This is a genomic window from Candidatus Nitrosotalea okcheonensis (assembly GCF_900177045.1).
GTDB lineage: Archaea > Thermoproteota > Nitrososphaeria > Nitrososphaerales > Nitrosopumilaceae > Nitrosotalea > Nitrosotalea okcheonensis.
Genome location: NZ_LT841358.1, coordinates 60,369 through 79,817, shown reverse-complemented (window position 1 = coordinate 79,817; position 19,449 = coordinate 60,369). Strand labels below are relative to the sequence as shown.

The window sequence follows — 19,449 nt, the reverse complement described above, 5'->3', positions numbered from 1 at the left end:
ATATTGATAACAGTATTTTGTTGAGAATGTAATTGCAGGAGGTAGGCGAAGTATTGCATCTAGCGAGTAGCGGCAGAGTCATCATCAGACTCACAAAACAACTAAGAGACAACCAGGTAGTCGTAGACAATTCGGGAGTCAAAGTCGCCAAAGTATCAGAAATGATAGGTCCTGTTGATGCACCATACGCGTCGGCAGTTCCGCTTACCAATAACATAAAAAAACAAATCGGAAAAAAAGTTTTCATCGTCGAAGAAACTCCTGTGATGAGACCAAAACGATTCAAAGGTAGAAGAAGATGACCACAATAACAGAATTACAAACACATTGCCCGGAGTGTCGTTCCAATTTGATTGACGACACCCATAGTGGCGAGAAGATTTGTTCAGGCTGCGGATTGGTCGCAATGGAACAGATGCCAGATTACGGAATTGAATCAAGAGCAACAAATCCTGAAGAAAAAATGAAGATGACAAGAGCATCAGGACAAACAAGTTATGCACAACATGACTTGGGAATCAGAACAGAGATTGCAATGGGATCAAAAGACTTCAGTGGAAGGACAATATCAAGCGATATGGCAAATCAGATGTACAACCTAAGAAAATGGCAGACCAGGATAAGGGTTGCATCACCAGAAGAGCGAAGACTTGCAAACATCTTGGCAAAAATAGGAGAAACGTGTCATGTCCTATCACTTCCAAGAAATGTAATAGAGTCAGCATCCATGATATACAGAAACTTTCAAGGACAGGCAGATGCAAAAGGCAAATCAGTTGCTTGCATGTCCGCTGCAACAATTTACATGGCATGTAAGCAATGCGATGTTGTAAGATCCCTTGATGAAATCTGTGCTGCAACAGGAAGTTCAAAGGAAGATAAGCTTAATGTCAAACTGACAGCAAAATACTACAGAACACTTGTGATGGAACTTGGTTCTAAAACAGCACCCACTGTAACTCTTGAGAAATACATATCAAAAATAGCAAATCTGGCAAAACTTGAAGTTCGTGTAGAAAGACTCGCTGCAGAAATTGCAGAAAAGACATCAGATCACAGTCTTGCAGACGGAAAGGCACCAAACGGGTTGGCTGCTGCATATCTATACATAGCATCAACTCTTCTTGGACAGAGCATCCTTCAAAGAGATGTCTCAAGTGTTGCAGGAATAACTGAGGTCACAATACGAAACAGATGCAAGGAGATTCTCACGGCATACAAGATGAAAGTGACATTACGACAATCAGTAGTTAAGAACTAAATCCTTTTTCTTATTTTTATATTCAAACAAGGATCAGGCTTTCAACTAGTCACAGTAGTTTTTGTCAAAGATCTCAAGTCTACCAGATTAGAGAGACATGTGGCATGTTGTTGCTGAGATGTTTTCCTGCCACATATCTTGCACATTTTTTGTATTGTTTTCCTACACTGGTTACACCACATGCATTTTGCAAGTTCTCCTCCACAGATTCTGCAACTCTCATCAGGCATTATACAATCACACTTTGTAATGAGTAGATCTTTGTTTTTAGCAGAGCCCAAATAGATCCAGTAGCATACCATAGCGTTCATTGTGATTTCACTGATAAACATATCATACATTATACATTACACATGACAAATCATATCATATGATAAATAATTAAGGATTGGACATAAATATTTTCAAAAAATATCTATATTCCAAGCATGTGCTTGACACACTGCGGTCTTTTCTTCCCATCATGCAGTTATAGTATATGGCAACCTGGTACACAAAAACACATGTCAATACATAGATGATACATTCCCAAATCCTCGTACCGAAACCCTTGATATCCCAAAGTTATCCTTTGTCCTAACAAACATTCTCACAATGGCAGATCTTTTACGAATTATTTGCTGTCCCTTCATTGACCGGAAGAAAGGATATCTTTTCAGACGCTCTCCCTTTGTGTGCCTGTATTTCTTGATTGGGCAGACAAGTACAATCCCTATGCCCTCGGAATAATCATACTGCTCTTCTCCAGAATAGATGAAATCAGCCGCCACATGCGATACCATCCCTGCAAGAGGCGTCTTCTTGTGAAATGCACATAGTAATGATATTTCCAAGAAGTGATCATTAGCTTTTTCTATCAAACTGATTTTATTGTGCGATCAAAATAGGCTTGGAATTATTCCCAACATTCAACTATGTAATTTTGGTAGTTCTAAGACCTAGTTTGGATCCAATTGAACTCAAGAACAGCACATATTAGAAAAGATAAACAATGTCAAGAAAGTGGAATAGTGCAGTTATAACATACTCAGAGAATACGCTATTTTTTCTGATCAAGTGGAAGAATTATGATAAAATTAGTACCAGAACCCATTTCTGATTTAACGTTGATTATTCCACCATGATGTTCAATTATAGACTTGCAGCTTGAAAGTCCAAGACCAGTACCAATTTGTTTTGTAGTAAACAACGGATCAAAGATCCTAGGCAGAATGTTTTCTGGAATTCCCGGTCCAGTATCCCTAATCGTCAATACAAGATTGTCATCATTCATATCACACGTTATGTCCAGTGTACCTTTCAGTCCCATTGCCTGAATGGCGTTAGTTATGATATTTATCAATACGACTTCAATCTTTAGATAATCACATGTAAGAAAGACATCATTTCTGAAATATCGAACTTTGATCTTGTCAGGAATTTCTACTTTATCAAGTGCTGATTTCATTATAGTACGGAGGTTTTCTTGTTTTAGCGTCAATGTAAGCGGTCTAACATAATCTAGTACATTATCTACCTGATGGGTGATTCGCAATATAGCTCTTTTTATCCTTTCAAGTGCATCATGGTTCTTTTTCGCAAATTTAGGATCCTTGTATTGTATAAGCTCAAAATTATTTTTAATTATAGAAAGAGGGTTACGAATGTCATGTGCAACTCGTGCAGACAATTCACCAATTGTTGCCAATTTTTGGGAATTTCCCAATTTTTCCATCAGTTCTTTCTCTTTTGTGATATCTATTCCAATTGAGACATATTCTGTGATTTCCCCATCTTTGATATGCGGAATGATTATAGTTTTTACCCAATAAAATGAATCATCTTTTGCCCGGTTTTTGAATTCACCTTGCCATATTTTTCCATTAGATATTGTATCCCACTGTTCTAGATAGAATTTCGCTATATGATATCCAGATTTTAAAATTCTGGGATTTTCACCTACAAGTTCTTTGTGTGAATATTTTGAAATTCTACAAAAATTTTCATTTACTTGTGTGATTGTACCATCCCTATCAGTTATTGCAACTATTGCAGACTGATCTAATGCGTTTTTGATCTTGGATATTTCTTCAAGATGATTTTGTATTGTTAGGTGGTTTGCATGTAGATCTTCCTGCGACTTTTCAAGTATTGCATTTGATTCTTTTAGTTTGATTGCCAGATCGTGTTGTGTTCTAAACGATCTAATGATAAAAAAGGACGAGATTGATGAGACTGACAATATTGCAGCAATCAGTATTTCAGATTCCAATATACTAGAATTGACCTCGTGAAATGCATCATCATAAGGTTGAATCAAGACAATTGCCCATGGACTTGAGCCCGCGATATACAGCGGATAATATGATACATACATTTTGGTCCCATCCACATCATCAATGGATGTACCAGAACCACCAGACAGCGAAGCAGAAATTGATCTTAAATTAAGACGAGATGTAGTGTCGTTATCAGATGATGCTACTATATTTCTCTCACTGTCTATTATCAAAAATTTTTCATTAGAATATGCTTGCGTATTGTAAAGTTTCTTTTGTATTGCACCAAGATCAAGTGTACCAGCCAAAAAGCCTGAAAAAGTACCATTTTGAGAAAAAATTGGAACTCCTATGAGCGTGATTTTTTTTCCAGTTGTGTCAGAGGTAGTAATTGGATTTACGTAGGTATCAAGAGTGGATGACATTATTATGAACCAGGTTGTGTTCCCGTAATTGGAAATTGTGTTATTTTTTTGATATGAGTAAGGCTCTTCCAAGTATGTATTCCCATTTGGTAAAACGTGGGTTATGCTCTCAAAATCGTCATATGTTTGAAGAGTTTTTGCAAACAAGTTTCTCTCATTGAGCGCATTGTTTTCTGGTACTCCATGCAGTGTTTTATCAATAAGCGCGACATCTGTATGATTAATTACTGAAGCAACTTTGCTTAACGTTTGTAAAAGTTTAGTCGCATCAGAAAATCTCAACTCTGTCATAGATGCAATTTGTTTGAGCAATACAATTCTCTCAGTGTCAATAATGCGTGTTTCTTGTCGTACTTGTTCGTGTGCATAAAATACTATGAATAAAACTAGAGCCAAAGTAGACACTGAAATTATAATTATAACATGTTTCAATTCGATTACACCTTAAAGTATCTAGAGAATTGGCAAACTAAAGCAAATATCAACAAGATATCATAATTCTATGATATTGTAATTATTTCAGTTTTATCTATATGTAGTACGACGTTTCATAGATCTATGATGGATATTTTTTAAAAATATTTATGTCCAATCCTCAAATAATTGAAGAAAATAAAAAAGGTGGGTATCCTTTATGGATATGACCAGAGCTGTTGACCGTTGAATTTTATTTCAGAAATACCCTTCTTGTCTATCTCTTGTACGGTACTTGGTAGTGGTACATACAATAGTTTTGTAGAGTATTTCTGTCCGTCTGTTACAAACCAGTAAAGCATGTGGACAAGATCCTGTGCCTTTTCCTTATCCATACCCTTGAGTTGTTCAAGGTTTGGATTCACCAATAGATAGGTGAATGTTGCAATTGGATATGCATTTGGTCCTGGTGCATTATTGATTGATACAGTACTCCATACTCCATCAGCTGATGGTAGCAAGGGTGCTGCCCCAGATGCAGCAGCTGCCGTGGTATCCACAGTAGCATCAAGAAATGCAGTCTTGTCATGGTTCTGAACATAAGCATATGTCATTGGAATGTTAGATGCCAGTTTGTTAGTCTTGGCATATGCCAATTCAATATATCCCATGGATTCAGGAACTTTCTTTACTATTGCTGCTACCCCAGCATTACCAGGGCCTCCCATTCCAGATGGCCATGGAACAGATGTCGAATGTCCTATTCTACCACTCCAATCAGAACTTACTTGTGAGAGATAGCTGGTAAAGGCAAATGTTGTGCCAGAACCATCAGATCTGTGTACAAGAATAATCTTATTTCTGTCAGCCTGCAATGCTTTTGCAATGGTTGGATCAGTTTGGAGTTTCACAATTTGCGGATCATTCCATGTAGAAATCTGACCCAGGTAGATCTTTGCTATGACATCTCCAGTTAACAAGAGTCCATTTTTTTGAACTCCTGGAAGATTGTATGCAATAACTATTGCACCGATCGATTCTGGAATAGTTAATGTTCCTTTAGGAGCCTTTGCAATTTCTTTTGATTGCAATGGCGCATCTGTTCCTGCAAAGTCTATTTTCTTTGTTGTAAACAGCTTAATGCCTGCTCCACTACCTATTGGTTGATAATTCAACGTTATTCCGGGATATAGTTTGTTATATTCAACTCTCCACTTGTCGATTATCGGAAATGCAAAAGTTGATCCTCCGGCATTATAGTTGTACTTATCACTGTCGCCAGGTGCTGGAGGTGCAGATTCTGCACGTGCACTAAGAACAGTTGTCGGCATTATTAGAACTAGCATTAATGCTAATCCTAAAAAGATTTTTTTTGTCATTAATCATATGTGAAAGATTTGTTTATTTACACATAATCGACATAGATTACGTAAATAGCTATATGTTACGTTGATGTATAGAATTCATTTTTCGATCAACATATACTATGAAAAACATATCATAATAATGATTTAAAAAATCAAATTATTACCAGTGCATAATTTTTGCATGATAAAAAAAGAAAAAAAGATTTAGATTTTTGGATTAAATCTGAATCCAGTTTTATATGAAACTGCAATTATTGACATAATTGCAATTGCAAGAACTAGAATTGAGATAGGTCCAAATTCTGGAACTGCGCCACCGTTGAATGTTATTTTAGCAAGTCCATCTTCGTCAATCTTTTTGATTGTATCAGGCAGAGGAACATACAACAGGCCGGAAGCATATTGTTGTCCATCATGGATTATATAATTGAGGAATTTTACTACCTCATTAGATTTATCCTGTGTCTCTCCACTTACTACACTCAAGTCCTTGTATACCATCACATAGGTCAGCGTGGATATAGGGTATGAGTTACTCCCTGGTTGATTTACTATAGATACCTGACTCCAGTCACCATCTGCTGCCGGTAAGTTGCTTCCTGCTGCAGCTGCATCTGCTGCGACAGTGTCAATAGTTGGTTCTACAAAGGAAGTACCATCTGCATTTTGGACAAATGCGTATGCCATTTTATTTTGAAATACATACGCCAATTCTACATATCCAATAGCATACTGTGTAGACTTTACTATGGCTGCAACACCTGCATTACCTGAGCCTCCAGTACCAATTGGCCATGGAACTGTTTTACCTTCACCCACTTTGCTCTTCCAGTCTGGACTGACTTTAGAAAGATAGTCGGTAAAGGCATATGTCGTCCCAGAACCATCGGATCTGTGAGCTATGATTATCTTTTGGCTAGGTAGGTTTACTCCAGGATTAAGACTGACTAGTGCAGGATCATTCCATGAGGTAATAGTCCCCATAAAGATCTGTGCAATAACAGGTCCTGTTAGTTTTAGCCCCTTATCAATTCCAGGAAGATTATAGGCAACTGTTATTCCGCCTATTGAATCTGGAATAGTCAAGGCTCCAGGTGCTTGTGCTGCTTCAGAAGCGGATAATGGAGCATCTGATGCTGCGAAGTCTACACTTTTTTGTTCCAAGAGTTTTATTCCAGCTCCACTTCCAATCGACTGATAGTTCAGGCTGATGTTCGGATGTAACTTATTGTATTCAACTCTCCAAGTATCCATTAATGGAAACACGAAGGTTGATCCTGCCCCTGTGATTGTATAAGATTGACTAGTCTGTGCACTTGCATGCAACGACGTTGTGGGCACTATCAGGATTAACATCAATGTTAATCCCATAATGACTTTATTAGTCATACATCGACAGGAAAGATATACTATTTACCCTTGGTCAACATAGTTTGCATATCAATTAGTAATCTATATAGATTAGATTTTGTGAAAAAATGCTTTGTTGATTAACTTTGAATTTCATCGTTTGTTACATAATTTTTACAACGTCATGGACTTGTCATGATGTTAAATTCGTGAAAAATGTGATCAAAAATACCAAGAATTTTTTCAAGCATGGAATTAATCAACAAAATAAAAAAATTTTAAACAGAATTAACGGTATGTTCTTGCGCCTGTAACAATATAGCCTACAGAATCTCCTACAAATGCAGCATGATCGGCCATTCGTTCCATATATCTGAGAACTAGTGCATCTGCAAGAGCACATTTTACATTGTTTAATGTTATCAACATTGGCAAATGTTTGTTATAATATTTGTCTACAAGGTCTTCATCAGTTCGCAATTCCTTGGCTTTTTCCAAATCAAGAGTTGCAAAACACTCGACTGCAAGTCTAACCATCTGTTTTATCTCACCTGAAAGAGTATAAACCGCTTCATTTTTACAATCAGAAAGATCACCAAAAGTATCTCTAACCAATGTTATATCATATGCATATCTTCCAAGTCTGGTAAATCCATACGAAATTTCAAGTGAAGAACGTACGAGTCTAAAATCACTTGCCACTGGCTGATATCGTAGAATTATCTCAAATGTAAGTTCACCGACTTTATCATATAGATCCATCATTTGGTTTGAGAAATCATGTACTTCTTTTCTTGCATTTTGTCCACCCAAATACGCATCAATTGCAAGATTTGTACATCGAATTGACAGATCACACATTTGCTTCATCATTTCTGACAAATTTGCCAGATGAGGATCTATGAGGCGTGTCATGACTAGCCAAACTGACCTTGAACATACTTTGCAGTTATTTCATTTCTAGGATTTTCGAAAATTTGTTTTGTTTCGCCGAATTCTACCAAGTCTCCAAGATACATAAATCCAGTATAATCCGATACCCTAGTTGCCTGTTGCATGTTATGTGTTACAATAATTATAGTGTATTCCTTTTTCAACTCTTGTATCATTTCTTCGATTTTTTGGGTTGCAATTGGATCAAGTGCAGAAGCTGGTTCATCCATCAGGAGAACCTCTGGCTGTATAGCTAGTGCTCTTGCAATACACAGACGTTGTTGTTGGCCTCCTGAAAGACTCATGCCAGGCTTTTTCAAATCCCCTTTTACTTCATTCCACAGTGAAGCCATCTTAAGACATCCCTCTACCACCTCATCGATTATTTTTTTATCTTTTACTCCGTTGAGTTTGAGACCACATGCCACATTATCATAAATAGACATTGTAGGAAATGGATTTGGTTTTTGAAACACCATTCCTATTTTTCGTCTATTGATTATTGGATCCACTTTATTAGAATAGAGATCTTCCCCATCAAGCAAAACTCTTCCTGTCAATGTCGCATTCTTTGTAAGCTCGTGCATTCTGTTTAGACATCGAAGAAACGTGGTCTTGCCACATCCAGAAGGCCCTATGAGTGCAGTAACAGCCTTGTCACGAAACTTCATTGAAACATTTTTGACTGCAACAATGCCATCATAGCTTGCAGAGATATTTTCTGCTACGAGTTTGTATTTTACATCCTCGGTAGAGATATCTTTCAATGGAGCTTTTGTCATTGTTTCCATCATGACATACTTCCTAGCCTTTTGAACTTTAATATGGTTTGTCCTTTTCTTCGTAAGAACAAGTATCTTACTCCGATATTTATGGAAAGAACTAGAATTATCAAAACAAATGCTGCTCCCCACCCTTGAGTTACTGAGCTATCATATGGAAGAGATGAAAGTCTCCAGATCCTAAGTGGGAGTGCATCAATTGGCCCATCCAAACCTTGTATGAACTGACTACTTCCAAGAATTGTAAATACAAGAGGTGCTGTTTCTCCAGCAATTCTTGCAACTGATAACAAAATCCCAGTCACAAGACCGCTTTTTGCGCCACTGAGTACTATTGTGAAAATTATTCTCCATCTTCTAATTCCAAGGGCATAGCCTGCTTCCCTATATGTGACAGGCACCAACTTGAGTGATTCTTCAGTTGTTCTCATTACAATAGGCAGCATAACAATTGAGAGTGCAAAAGATCCTGCCCAGACAGAAAAGTTTCCAACGGTTAAAACAATCAAGATAAATGTAAACACTCCAATTACAATCGTTGGGAATTCTGCAAGAACGTCATTGAAAAATCTTATAGTCCTTCCATATCTGTTGTTGCCATATTCCGAGAGAAATATTCCACCCATAACACCAATTGGAACTCCTATGAGACTAGATAGTCCGATAAGTACTAATGTTCCTTGGATAGCGGGACCTATTCCACCTAGATCGTTACTTCCAACCGCTCCAGGTATTTCAGTGAGAAAATTCCACGATAAAGCAGCAGCCCCATTACTAAAGACATTAACCAATATAGCTACAAGTGGGACAACTGCAATTACCACACATAGAAACACAATACACTTTATGACTTTGTCTAGGACAAGCCTTCTGCCAACGTTATAGTGAAAATGTTTTCTAAATTCAGATCTTTGCTCTACAGTTATCATGCTAGTACTGCTCCTTCGTGTGATTTGATCACCTTTGCAACAAGAAGATGTGCAATTATATTTATAGCAAAAGCCAAAAGAAATAGAATTAGTCCAATACCAATAAGAGCTGCCAAATGAAGGCCTCCTTGAGAAGCTTCTGCAAATTCATTTGCCATTATACTTGACAATGTCTGTCCAGGCCCAAATAGAGATGACGGGAAGGCTGCCGCACCTGTTGCGTTTCCTATCAACATTGTAACTGCCATCGTTTCCCCTACAGCTCTTCCAAGACCCAAGATTATAGCTCCAATCAATCCAGATTTTGAATATGGTAAAACCGCAATTCTGAAAACTTCCCATTTTGTTGCTCCAAGCATGTATGCAGCCTCACGTTGACTGTTTGGTACTGCCAACATGATCTCTTTTGAGATAGAAGCAATTGTAGGAACAATCATGATGGCTAGAACTATACTTGCAGTAAGAATATCCAACCCAAATGGAGTTCCGGCAAATATTATGCTTTGATCACCAAATAAATTGTGAAGTGGTATTTCTATCCAATTTTGAATATAAGATCTAAAAACAAGGAGTCCCCACAATCCATACACGACGCTTGGTATAGCTGCAAGAAGTTCTATTATCATAGCAAGAGGAGTTCGAAGTAATTTAGGTGCAAGTTCAGAAAGAAACATGGCAATTCCAAAGCTTAGAGGTATTGAGATTGCCATAGCAATTCCAGCATTAACAAGAGTACCCAGTATGTATGGCGCAGCACCATAAGATTCTCTACCGTCAACTGAATTCCAATCAGAACCTGTAAGAAATGAGATGCCTTCCTTCTGCCAAACTTGGGTAGAACCTGTAGAGAGATTAATTACAATCAAGACTATAATTACCAGAACATAAGTAGCAGCACCAACAGCGACATATTTGAAAATTTTATCAGTGATAGATGATCCTTTTTTCATTTTAATAGTCATCATATAACATACAGGATTGTAAGACAAGATATGAGAGGATCGACCATAATTTCTTAGATTTCATAGTCCACTATAGAACTATATAGAGATATATTGAATTGGGAGACAAGTGCTTTAACTATAAGAAGTACAATATGTGCATTGTCAGAAACACTAAATGAAAAAGAGGTCAGAAAACTACAACTCGTGGGTGGATCTACATATGTTTTATCTCTTCCAAAAAAATGGGTTGATGAGCTCAAACTAAAAACAGGAGATCCAGTTTCAATAATTAAAAATGTGAATAAATCGCTCTCAATATTACCAACACAAAACTATTCATCTCCAAAGATCTCAAAATCAAAGACGGTCATAAGCCAGAAAGATTCTGTCGAATCAATTCAGAGAAAAGCTATTGCAATGTATTTGGCAGGTTATCAGATTATCGAGATACGTGCAAAGGGAGGCAGAATTCAGATAGAACACAAGCAAGCAATAAGAGACCTTGTAAGAAAAAATATGATCGGAACAGAGATAGTAGAGTCTACCTCAGAATCCATTACAATCCAGATTTTAACCAGCCTTCCAGAACTTTCAATAAGTGATGCACTCAAGAGAATGTTTTTACTCACATCAACGATGCATAGACAGGCAATTGATGCATTAAAAGAAATGGATGTGGAATTAGGTGAAGAGATCACTCATCTAGATGATGAAGTAGATAGATTCAGTTTATACATACTACGGAACTTGACACTTGCGGTTGAACATGAAAAGATCCTCCGGGACATAGGACTTAAAAAACCATCAGATTGTATTAGTTATAGAATAGTAGTCAAGTCGATTGAGAGAATCGCAGATCATGCAGTATCAATTGCTAGCAGAATAAAATTCCTAAAATCAACTTTGGAACCAGCATTGATACAAAAAATAACACGCCTAAGCGAAGAATCACTCAAGGTCTTTGAAGATTCCATTTTAGCTCTAAATAAAAGGGATTATACTCTTGCAGACAATGTTGCATCAAATGCACGCAGAATATCTGAGAAAGAAAGAGAATTCACAGATAGTCTAGAGGAATCAAAGAAATATTCTAGTGTTATCAAGTTTGTTCTCGAAGACATTCGCAGAACTGCAGAATATTCAAGTGATATTGCGGAAGCAGTCATTAATGAAACAGTGCAGGATGTAATTTCAGAAAATAATTCACTCTAAAGCACATTATACAGACAGATCGCAAGTATTTTTCATCTATACAGATTTCATGTCCTATATAGATGAGGAATGGGCGTAATTATTCCGTCTAGATTCACTAATTTCTAAAAATGATTCAATGAAAAATGCTTTGGATCACAATGGAAGTAGGAGCAGTAAGAAGAATGTCAGCAGTGAGATGGGGTGTAGGAAAGAGAATTGTGTGGGCATGGATAATTACCATACCTGCCAGCGCAGCAGTGTCATTTGTTATAATGTTTTTCATAAAGGCAATATCATAGTAAGATTAAATTTCATACAATGTAACAACATCAAGTCATGTAATTTTTAACATCCTGTTGCATCAAAATAATTGCTAGAACTTAAAAGAAATGACACATATCATGAATAATAAAATGAAGAAACCCATAAAGATTAGTAAGAATATATTTCTTAAAAAATTTAAAAGGACTTCAGACAACTTTAATCAAAAACTTATCCAATACATAGAAGACCCTAATGATGAGAACATACATGACATCAGAGTATCAGTTAGACGCCTAGAAACGGCATACAAAATTCTTCCAAAGAGTACAAGAGAACAGAGTAAGATTAAAAATAACATAAAGCAAGACAGGAAATTTTTCAAAATGAATGCAAAGATAAGAGATTTTGACATAATTTGTGCAAACATGACATCAAAATACCCAGACAGGACGCTGAGTCTAGTCCAGTCGTTAAAAAATTCTAGGATTGAACACATTGAAAATGCCAACAGACTAGCACTCAAGATATCACGCTTGCCCAGCCTTGAAATTCCCAAATCGGCTTTGAAAGAATCAAAATTGGAAAAAAAATATCTCAAGGTTTTAGACTGCATAGTATTGAACATACAGAAAAATACAATAATTGCACTAAGAGATGAGGAAAAAATTGATGAGCTCCACATGCTCAGAAAAGACTTTAAAAAATTGCGATATTCCCTTGAGTTTTCGTCAGACAAAAAAACAACTTTCGATGTGCTCAAAAATTTAAAAAATATCCAGGACATGCTTGGAGAGATTCATGATAGCGATATTATAATCAACTATCTCAAAAGTATTGAACAAAATTCAAGATATTCAGACATCATATCAGCAGAGACGATGGAACGAAACAAGAAGTATAACACATTTGTTACTTTTTTTAGAAAATACCCAAAAGCAGATAATTTTGGTTTAAAGTTCTAATATGACACTATGCGAGCTTCCGGGATATGGGCGGGTTGATAGAATCACCTTGACATCAAACATGGCCTCAAATTTTCTCAATGCGTCTTTGAGTAGAAAAGTTTGAGTAGACCTTGATGGAGTTACAACAAACTCCACTATTCTGGAACCGTGTAATTTTAATTCAGCCTTCGATTTGGTCCTATCAAGAATCTTTCGTAGGATAAGTAGTACAGATATTTTTTTCATTGATACCTTATCCTGTTCAGACAAGATTGTTTTGTATCTTGAAAATAGCCAATCGGATGTCTTTGAATGTCGTGCATGAACAAGAGAAAGCCCCAAAACTAGATGATCGGTATGATCAAGTGATAGATCTTCATCCATAATTGAATAGAAAACACTCTGGGGATTACTATACGATGATTTTTCAGATATATTTTTTTCAGCGTAATCAAGTATGTTTCTTTCCCTTTTAGAAATTAGTTGCATAGAATACAAATTGTTAAGAAGATCCTGTTTTTCTGGACTTGTTTTTTGTTGTGTACCAAGACCTATTATCTTTCGAATTTGTTCGGCAGTAATATTTCCATCATCATACATCTTTGGATCCTCTAGAAATATTGAAAGTGCCCCCTCTCTGAGTCCGTGATTGCTTATATGCAGATTTGAAAAGCCATATTTTTCCATTAGTGTATTAATCACACAAGATCCTGCCACAATCGTTTCTGCCCTGCTTGAACCTATGACTGAAATCTTGGAAATGTCATCAGATTTCATCTTTGACAGTTTGTCAACTGTTGAATCAAGTGATTTGTGACTAATTTTATAATTATGAATTTTATCCAGAGGATATCCAGACAGTCTTTGTTCATACCTGGCCAATGCACGCAGTGCACCCCCAACTCCCACAAGTTTAGTATCTTTGCCAAGACCAAGATCTTTTTTGCTGGGTAGAAGATCCCAGACATGTCTATGAAGGTTTTTAAGATTCTTGCTAGTAAGTCTGCCTTTTTTTCCATCAAATTGGTTTGTCAATCTCAAAGATCCCAATGGCAATGAGATCACTTTTTTTATCTTGAATCGTTCTGCGTGGACAATCTCCAGACTACCCCCTCCAATGTCAAAGAATAATGTATCAGGAATATGAAGTGATTTTATTGCTCCGACATAAGAATACAAGGCTTCTTCTCGTTCAGATAAAACTTTGAAATTAAATCCAGTTTCTTTGAAAACAGAACTGACAAAGTCATTACGATTACCTGCTTCTCTTACTGCACTAGTAGCAATGGGCAAGACAGATTTTATCGGATTCAGTTGGATTATCTCTCTGAAAATTTTTAGTGTATCAATTGCCCTTAACATGGGTTTTTTTTCTAGCAGGTCTTTTTTGTCAAGTCCTTCCCCCAACCTCACTTTGACTCCTTCTTGTTGATAAACATCAAACGAATCATCATCTTTAACATTATAGATTACGAGTTTGGCAGAGTTAAAGCCGAGATCAATCACAGATATTTTCAGTTAAACATTACCTGCATTGATACTAACATGTCACTATTAATCTACTTCTGATTTACATTTTTTTACTAAATGAAAAATATAGAAAACGTAAAGATCTCATGTAATTTTGTTTAGATGTTTCGGGACAAGCAGCCATCTCAATTCGCCTTTGATTTTTGGGAGTGTTGAGATCACTCTTATCCTTGCCAGGCCAGCTTTCTTTAGACGTATTCTGCAATCAGACTGAGATATTGCTTCACTTATCATTTCACTAAGGTATGGTTCATGACCTACTATGAGCACCACAGAATCACGCTTTAATTTTGACAAGACCGAGTAAAACTCTAGTCTGTTACCTTCTGGCTTTAAAGAATCAAGTTCTTCAATTTTGCAGGCGTATTTTAGAGATTTTGCCACGATCTCGGCTGTTTGTTTGGCACGTGAAAGAGGACTAGTAAAAACATAATCCAATTTTACCTTCAAAGAACGTAGACCATGTGACAAATCTACAATTTCTTGTCTTCCTTCTGAAGTAAGTTGTCTTTTATAATCCCCCGGAGACAAAGAATGTCTTCCCGCCTCACCGTGTCGTAGTATCAGTAGATCCATTTACCAGTCATCAATTTTTCACATATTTATGAGTTGAAGGAATTGGCATTCCATCAACAGGTTAGAAGTGACCAGATCTTGAAAATACAAATCATGGTGTCATATGTTTCATAGAGTTACAATTACTATATAGATCACAGTCATTACACCTATCTACAAAACAAATGGTAGGTGAAAAAGCGTAGTAACTTCTGTAAAACCTAAAATTGCCTCATATCATAGTGAATCAAGAATGAGGACGGAATCCAGAGGAAAGCTAATCATAGTTGAAGGCATAGATGGTTCAGGAAAATCCACACAGATTCATCTTTTAGAAAAATGGTTAGCATACAAAGGTGTCAGTGTTTTCAAGTCAGAATGGAATTCTTCAGAGATGGTAAAGGAGATTACTTCGAAAGGAAAGAAGAAAGGATTACTTACTCCAACTACTTTTAGCTTGTTACATGCCACAGATTTTGCAGACAGATATGAGAGAAACATTTCACCGTTACTAAGAGCTGGTCATTTTGTATTAGCAGACAGATATGTGTATACAGCTTTTGCAAGAGATATTGTCAGAGGTTGTAATCCTGAATGGGTCAAGAAAGTGTATGATTTTGCAATAAAGCCTGATGTTGCATTTTATTTTAAGGTTCCAGTCGATATTGCAGTTGACAGAATTCTGATAGGCAGACCTAAGCTAAAGTATTACGAAGCTGGAATGGATATGAACCTGAGTAATGATCAATATGAGAGCTATAGAATTTTCCAGGGGAGGATAATTGAACAGTATGATTCGCTTGCAGAAAACGAAGAATTCACAGTAATAGATGGAACAATGAATATCGAAGAACAGCAGAACATTGTGAGAAAAAAAATAATGCCTCTTTTAGAAGGTCATCAGGCAAACAAGACAAGAACTAGGAGATAAGAAAAGTGTCACGAACAAAATACAAAGATCTTGGAAAGAGAACTGTTGAATTTTATGGTCATGGAATAAAGAATCTACAAGAGATAGAAATCAAGGGAAGACTCATTGTAATAGAAGGTCCAGATGCATCAGGACGCAGTACGCAAATCCAAGAGATTACGACGAGGTTAGAGGCAGACGGGCACGCCGTACTCAATACTGGCCTTAAAAGATCAGAGCTTGTAGGCAGAGGAATATTAGAGGCAAAAAGAGACTACAACCTAGGAAGAAAAACTCTAGCGTTGTACTATGCTGCAGATTTTGCAGACCAATTTGAATACAAGATTATACCCGCGTTACAGGCAGGATACATTGTACTTGCGGACAGGTACATTTACACCCTCATAGCAAGAAACTTGGTAAGAGGGCTGGACAGAACATGGTGCCATAATTTGTATGGGTTTGCCATAAAGCCAGACATTGTGTTTTATTTAGATGTGGAGCCATCCGTATTGATACACAGGGTGTTCCAGAAGAATTCTACACTAGACCATTACGAGTCAGGGGCTGACATTGGTCTGTCAGAAGACATGTACGAGTCATTTTTGATTTACCAGAAAAGAATTTCACAAGAGTTTCACGCAATGCAAAAAAAATATGGTCTAATACCAATCAATGGAAACAGAACAGTGTTAGAGATACACAATGATCTTCAGAAAAGAATCGATGTTTTTCTTCAGCGTGTAGGTAACCAATAATTTGAATAAAATCCAAGACGCCGATAAAAATTTTGTCACATGTAAAAACTAGAAATCATTACAATGCCAATACAGCAAGAAATGAATCAGAGATAAAATCAGACGGGTTCATGTGAAGACATGTCTTTTCTAATTTCTTCAGCATTTTCCTCAGATATAGGAGATTGTACTGCTACCATACTGGTATACACAGCTTTTCCCTTGGATATTGGGACCAGTATTTTTTTCAACTTTTTTAGATATTCACTTTTTTCATGTGTCTTTTTGGCAGCCTTGTCGACAAAAGACATGACATGTATAAACATAGTACGGTCACTTTCATCCTGAAACACCGTGTATTCAGTTGTTCCAGGCTCATTCTTTTTTACTTGTTCCACATACTCTAATATTGCATTAGTTGCTTTGGTAAGTTTTTTCTTTTTTATCTTATACTGTACCAATATTGTGATCGATTCCATTATTGCACTTGCTCGAAAAATAGATGGCATTATGACATAAAAACTTGATTGTCTTTTACAGTTCTCAAAGGATCAAACTTGCAAATAATTGGAAAAATGAACACATCATAGTTTCTTATTTTCTATATAGACATCATACACAATAACATTCTATACGGCACATCCTTTTGAGTCAGTAATTTCATCATGTTGTAATGTCAATAATACATGATAACTATTTTGAATTTGACATTTTATGTAACGACATTGCCAATTTAGATAATGACGTAGAATTTGTTGCAGTTTTAAACCACAAAGGTAGAGTCATAGAAACCAAGGCAAGAGAAAATGGAATAGACAAGATATTAACTATGCAAAAAAAAGAGATGTTCTTCATGCAATGTGTTCTTCAGATATCAATGAACCGGGATCATGACGATGAATTTGGGAAAGTGAAAAGCTCAATTCTTGAAAGGGAGAGATCTACCACACTTTTATTTGAATTTTTCAACTATGTTATTTTGGTAGTTTCAAGACCCGGTTTGAATCCAATTCAACTCAAAAACAGCATTATGGAAAAAATGAATAATATCAAAAAAGCAGATCTGGTATGTTAACACATATGGCAAGCGTATAGATACTAAATTTTCATATTTTGCTTATGAAGTATGCTACAGATTATTTTGTGAATTTATTTGATTCCTTTTGTTTCACTATCTTCCCAAGTGTTATGGTGTCAAGGGTAGAACGGATCTTGCCTTCTTTGATTTTTGCATTCCATTCTTTTACTTTGGCAAATTTTTCGGCATCACCAATTATTTTTGTAGCCAATACAGGGTTACTTGACCACCATGAGATTGCAGTCTGTATTATATACTGTAGATCGTTATCTGAAATTATTGGCCAGTGTTGACTAAGTACATTCTCAAGCGGTAGGTCAAGAAGACCAAGTCTTTTTTTCACCATCACTAATATCTCTGCAAATCTTGGTGGATCTTCAAGAGCAGATACAGAGATTTTCATCATATTGCCATCTTGTGAGCTCTTGTCATCATCTACAAATGTTATCTTAATCAATCCACGTGTACCTAATACAGTGAGGCTGTCTTTTTCAATCTCGATTTTACCGCCCATTTCTTTAATAATATTCAACATAACTTGGAGACGATCTTTTTGTATCCCTTCAATAAGTAATGGAACATCAGATTTTTTATCAGATATAGTAGTTATTGTTTCAGAAGACACGATCAGTTCAATTTTGATACAACCTAGTACCGTTTTTATCAATTCAAAATCATTATTTTCAAATATCATAGTATCTGGAACCCTCTTATCTACAGTTGCCAGCCTTCGCAGAACATTAAAAATTTCATCAGGTATGTTTAACAATTGATCATATCCAATAAATCCGCGCTGGCCACTATCATCATGCTTCCAGATAGCGGTAATGGGTTCAGATATAGTAGAAACGATGTTGTATACCGCACGTTTTTCCATATGGGTAAGCGTTGGAGTATCAGCATTTAGGTAAGTACGAAAATATGTTGTTCCTTCAAAACTTGAACACTTGAGTACATTTCCCAGATTTACCTGAGCATAGAATTTTTCTTTTTTTATAACAACTTTGAGAGGAATCCAGTCTCTTGATTTTGGATCAAATTCTTCCCATGATTCAGGTGTTGGAAGCTCGATTTGTTCTCTAACACCTAATTTTCTCACCTCTGGTTTATAGAGTTGTGTTATGACCTTGACATGGTCCTCTAACGTATGTACTGTGACATTTATCCCCCACAAGGAATCAAGAAATTCTTTGCGTTTTTCTGATGGAATGATCAGCGTCCATCGTTTATCAACTGAACGCGGCCTTATTTCTAATCTAGTAAGAATCCTGTCTAACCTAGTTTTTTGGGAAAATTGTAATGAATTGATTTTAGTGAACGTATTTTTGTAGGTTTCACAAAGATTGGGTTTTCCCCTCTGAAAACAAGCATTACAAAATTCAAGCGGCTCCAAATCTATATCCTTTCACTACAGTATAACATAGTATTATAATATGTATGACAGAGCATACTGTAACCTTTTCTACTCTAGTTTTAGTATGAACATGACATGTGCTAATAATGTAATACAAAAATAACGATTACATGAAAAGTGCTTTAATTAATTTAACTAATAGAATCATACGATTTTACAG

At 36.4% G+C, this 19,449-nt stretch carries 21 protein-coding genes; 8 read left to right on the top strand and 13 right to left on the bottom strand.

The window, feature by feature from the left end:
* The first annotated feature begins 32 nt into the window (after positions 1-32).
* Positions 33-302 (top strand): H/ACA ribonucleoprotein complex subunit GAR1, encoded by a 270-nt coding sequence (locus BQ3481_RS00455; protein ID WP_157926457.1) that lies wholly within the window; start codon positions 33-35, stop codon positions 300-302.
* Positions 299-1,261: a transcription initiation factor IIB gene (locus tag BQ3481_RS00450; protein WP_157926456.1), complete on the top strand. Its 963-nt coding sequence runs from the start codon at positions 299-301 to the stop codon at positions 1,259-1,261. Before BQ3481_RS00455 ends, BQ3481_RS00450 begins: the two co-directional genes overlap by 4 nt.
* Before the next feature lie 79 nt (positions 1,262-1,340).
* On the opposite strand, the gene BQ3481_RS00445 is transcribed toward BQ3481_RS00450, so the two are convergent.
* The 9 genes from BQ3481_RS00445 to pstC form a co-directional block, all read right to left on the bottom strand.
* On the bottom strand, positions 1,341-1,484 hold the full coding sequence (locus BQ3481_RS00445) for a hypothetical protein (RefSeq protein ID WP_157926455.1): 144 nt from the start codon (positions 1,482-1,484) through the stop codon (positions 1,341-1,343).
* Positions 1,485-1,767: 283 nt separating this feature from the next.
* Entirely contained in the window at positions 1,768-2,094 is a 327-nt protein-coding gene (locus BQ3481_RS00440) for a hypothetical protein (protein WP_157926454.1), read from the bottom strand.
* 206 nt (positions 2,095-2,300) lie between these two features.
* Positions 2,301-4,376, bottom strand: coding sequence for a sensor histidine kinase (locus tag BQ3481_RS00435; protein ID WP_157926453.1), 2,076 nt, complete (start codon positions 4,374-4,376; stop codon positions 2,301-2,303).
* A gap of 200 nt (positions 4,377-4,576) precedes the next feature.
* A complete protein-coding gene (gene pstS / locus BQ3481_RS00430) occupies positions 4,577-5,704 on the bottom strand; it encodes a phosphate ABC transporter substrate-binding protein PstS (RefSeq protein WP_157926452.1) in 1,128 nt (375 codons plus the stop codon).
* A gap of 225 nt (positions 5,705-5,929) precedes the next feature.
* Positions 5,930-7,081, bottom strand: coding sequence for a phosphate ABC transporter substrate-binding protein PstS (pstS, locus tag BQ3481_RS00425; RefSeq protein ID WP_231911812.1), 1,152 nt, complete (start codon positions 7,079-7,081; stop codon positions 5,930-5,932).
* Between the two features lie 282 nt (positions 7,082-7,363).
* Entirely contained in the window at positions 7,364-7,990 is a 627-nt protein-coding gene (locus tag BQ3481_RS00420) for a phosphate signaling complex PhoU family protein (protein WP_157926451.1), read from the bottom strand.
* A gap of 2 nt (positions 7,991-7,992) precedes the next feature.
* Complete coding sequence (pstB, locus tag BQ3481_RS00415; protein ID WP_231911811.1) at positions 7,993-8,802, bottom strand: phosphate ABC transporter ATP-binding protein PstB; 810 nt, start codon at positions 8,800-8,802, stop codon at positions 7,993-7,995.
* A complete protein-coding gene (gene pstA / locus BQ3481_RS00410; protein WP_157926450.1) occupies positions 8,799-9,719 on the bottom strand; it encodes a phosphate ABC transporter permease PstA in 921 nt (306 codons plus the stop codon). Before pstA ends, pstB begins: the two co-directional genes overlap by 4 nt.
* Positions 9,716-10,669 (bottom strand): phosphate ABC transporter permease subunit PstC, encoded by a 954-nt coding sequence (gene pstC / locus BQ3481_RS00405; RefSeq protein WP_231911810.1) that lies wholly within the window; start codon positions 10,667-10,669, stop codon positions 9,716-9,718. The genes pstA and pstC overlap by 4 nt, the downstream gene beginning before the upstream one ends.
* Positions 10,670-10,822: 153 nt before the next feature.
* Between pstC and BQ3481_RS00400 the strand changes: the two genes are divergently transcribed.
* The 3 genes from BQ3481_RS00400 (at position 10,823) to BQ3481_RS00390 (ending at position 13,083) form a co-directional block, all read left to right on the top strand.
* Positions 10,823-11,875: a phosphate signaling complex PhoU family protein gene (locus BQ3481_RS00400; protein WP_157926448.1), complete on the top strand. Its 1,053-nt coding sequence runs from the start codon at positions 10,823-10,825 to the stop codon at positions 11,873-11,875.
* A 125-nt stretch (positions 11,876-12,000) separates the two neighbouring features.
* Entirely contained in the window at positions 12,001-12,156 is a 156-nt protein-coding gene (locus BQ3481_RS00395) for a hypothetical protein (RefSeq protein ID WP_394336727.1), read from the top strand.
* 114 nt (positions 12,157-12,270) lie between these two features.
* The gene (locus BQ3481_RS00390; RefSeq protein WP_157926447.1) at positions 12,271-13,083 is read left to right on the top strand and encodes a CHAD domain-containing protein; all 813 of its coding nucleotides are present in this window, start codon (positions 12,271-12,273) and stop codon (positions 13,081-13,083) included.
* On the opposite strand, the gene BQ3481_RS00385 is transcribed toward BQ3481_RS00390, so the two are convergent.
* Both BQ3481_RS00385 and sixA read right to left on the bottom strand, forming a co-directional pair.
* Positions 13,072-14,571 carry a Ppx/GppA phosphatase family protein gene (locus BQ3481_RS00385; protein WP_157926446.1) on the bottom strand — a complete coding sequence of 500 codons (1,500 nt, stop codon included), beginning with the start codon at positions 14,569-14,571 and terminating at the stop codon, positions 13,072-13,074. The genes BQ3481_RS00390 and BQ3481_RS00385 overlap by 12 nt on opposite strands.
* 108 nt (positions 14,572-14,679) lie before the next feature.
* Positions 14,680-15,171 carry a phosphohistidine phosphatase SixA gene (sixA, locus tag BQ3481_RS00380; RefSeq protein WP_157926445.1) on the bottom strand — a complete coding sequence of 164 codons (492 nt, stop codon included), beginning with the start codon at positions 15,169-15,171 and terminating at the stop codon, positions 14,680-14,682.
* Positions 15,172-15,403: 232 nt separating this feature from the next.
* Here sixA and tmk (BQ3481_RS00375) point away from each other — a divergent pair, with 232 nt between their 5' ends.
* Both tmk (BQ3481_RS00375) and tmk (BQ3481_RS00370) read left to right on the top strand, forming a co-directional pair.
* Positions 15,404-16,081, top strand: coding sequence for a dTMP kinase (gene tmk, locus BQ3481_RS00375; protein WP_157926444.1), 678 nt, complete (start codon positions 15,404-15,406; stop codon positions 16,079-16,081).
* A 5-nt stretch (positions 16,082-16,086) separates the two neighbouring features.
* Positions 16,087-16,818: a dTMP kinase gene (gene tmk, locus BQ3481_RS00370; protein ID WP_231911809.1), complete on the top strand. Its 732-nt coding sequence runs from the start codon at positions 16,087-16,089 to the stop codon at positions 16,816-16,818.
* Positions 16,819-16,916: 98 nt separating this feature from the next.
* Here the strand turns inward: tmk (BQ3481_RS00370) and BQ3481_RS00365 are convergent, their stop codons facing one another.
* Positions 16,917-17,306: a putative quinol monooxygenase gene (locus BQ3481_RS00365; protein ID WP_157926443.1), complete on the bottom strand. Its 390-nt coding sequence runs from the start codon at positions 17,304-17,306 to the stop codon at positions 16,917-16,919.
* Positions 17,307-17,470: 164 nt separating this feature from the next.
* On the opposite strand from BQ3481_RS00365, the gene BQ3481_RS00360 reads away from it, so the two are divergent.
* Complete coding sequence (locus BQ3481_RS00360; RefSeq protein ID WP_157926442.1) at positions 17,471-17,872, top strand: DUF6659 family protein; 402 nt, start codon at positions 17,471-17,473, stop codon at positions 17,870-17,872.
* A 61-nt stretch (positions 17,873-17,933) separates the two neighbouring features.
* Here the strand turns inward: BQ3481_RS00360 and BQ3481_RS00355 are convergent, their stop codons facing one another.
* A complete protein-coding gene (locus BQ3481_RS00355) occupies positions 17,934-19,268 on the bottom strand; it encodes a hypothetical protein (protein ID WP_157926441.1) in 1,335 nt (444 codons plus the stop codon).
* Between the last annotated feature and the right edge of the window lie 181 nt (positions 19,269-19,449).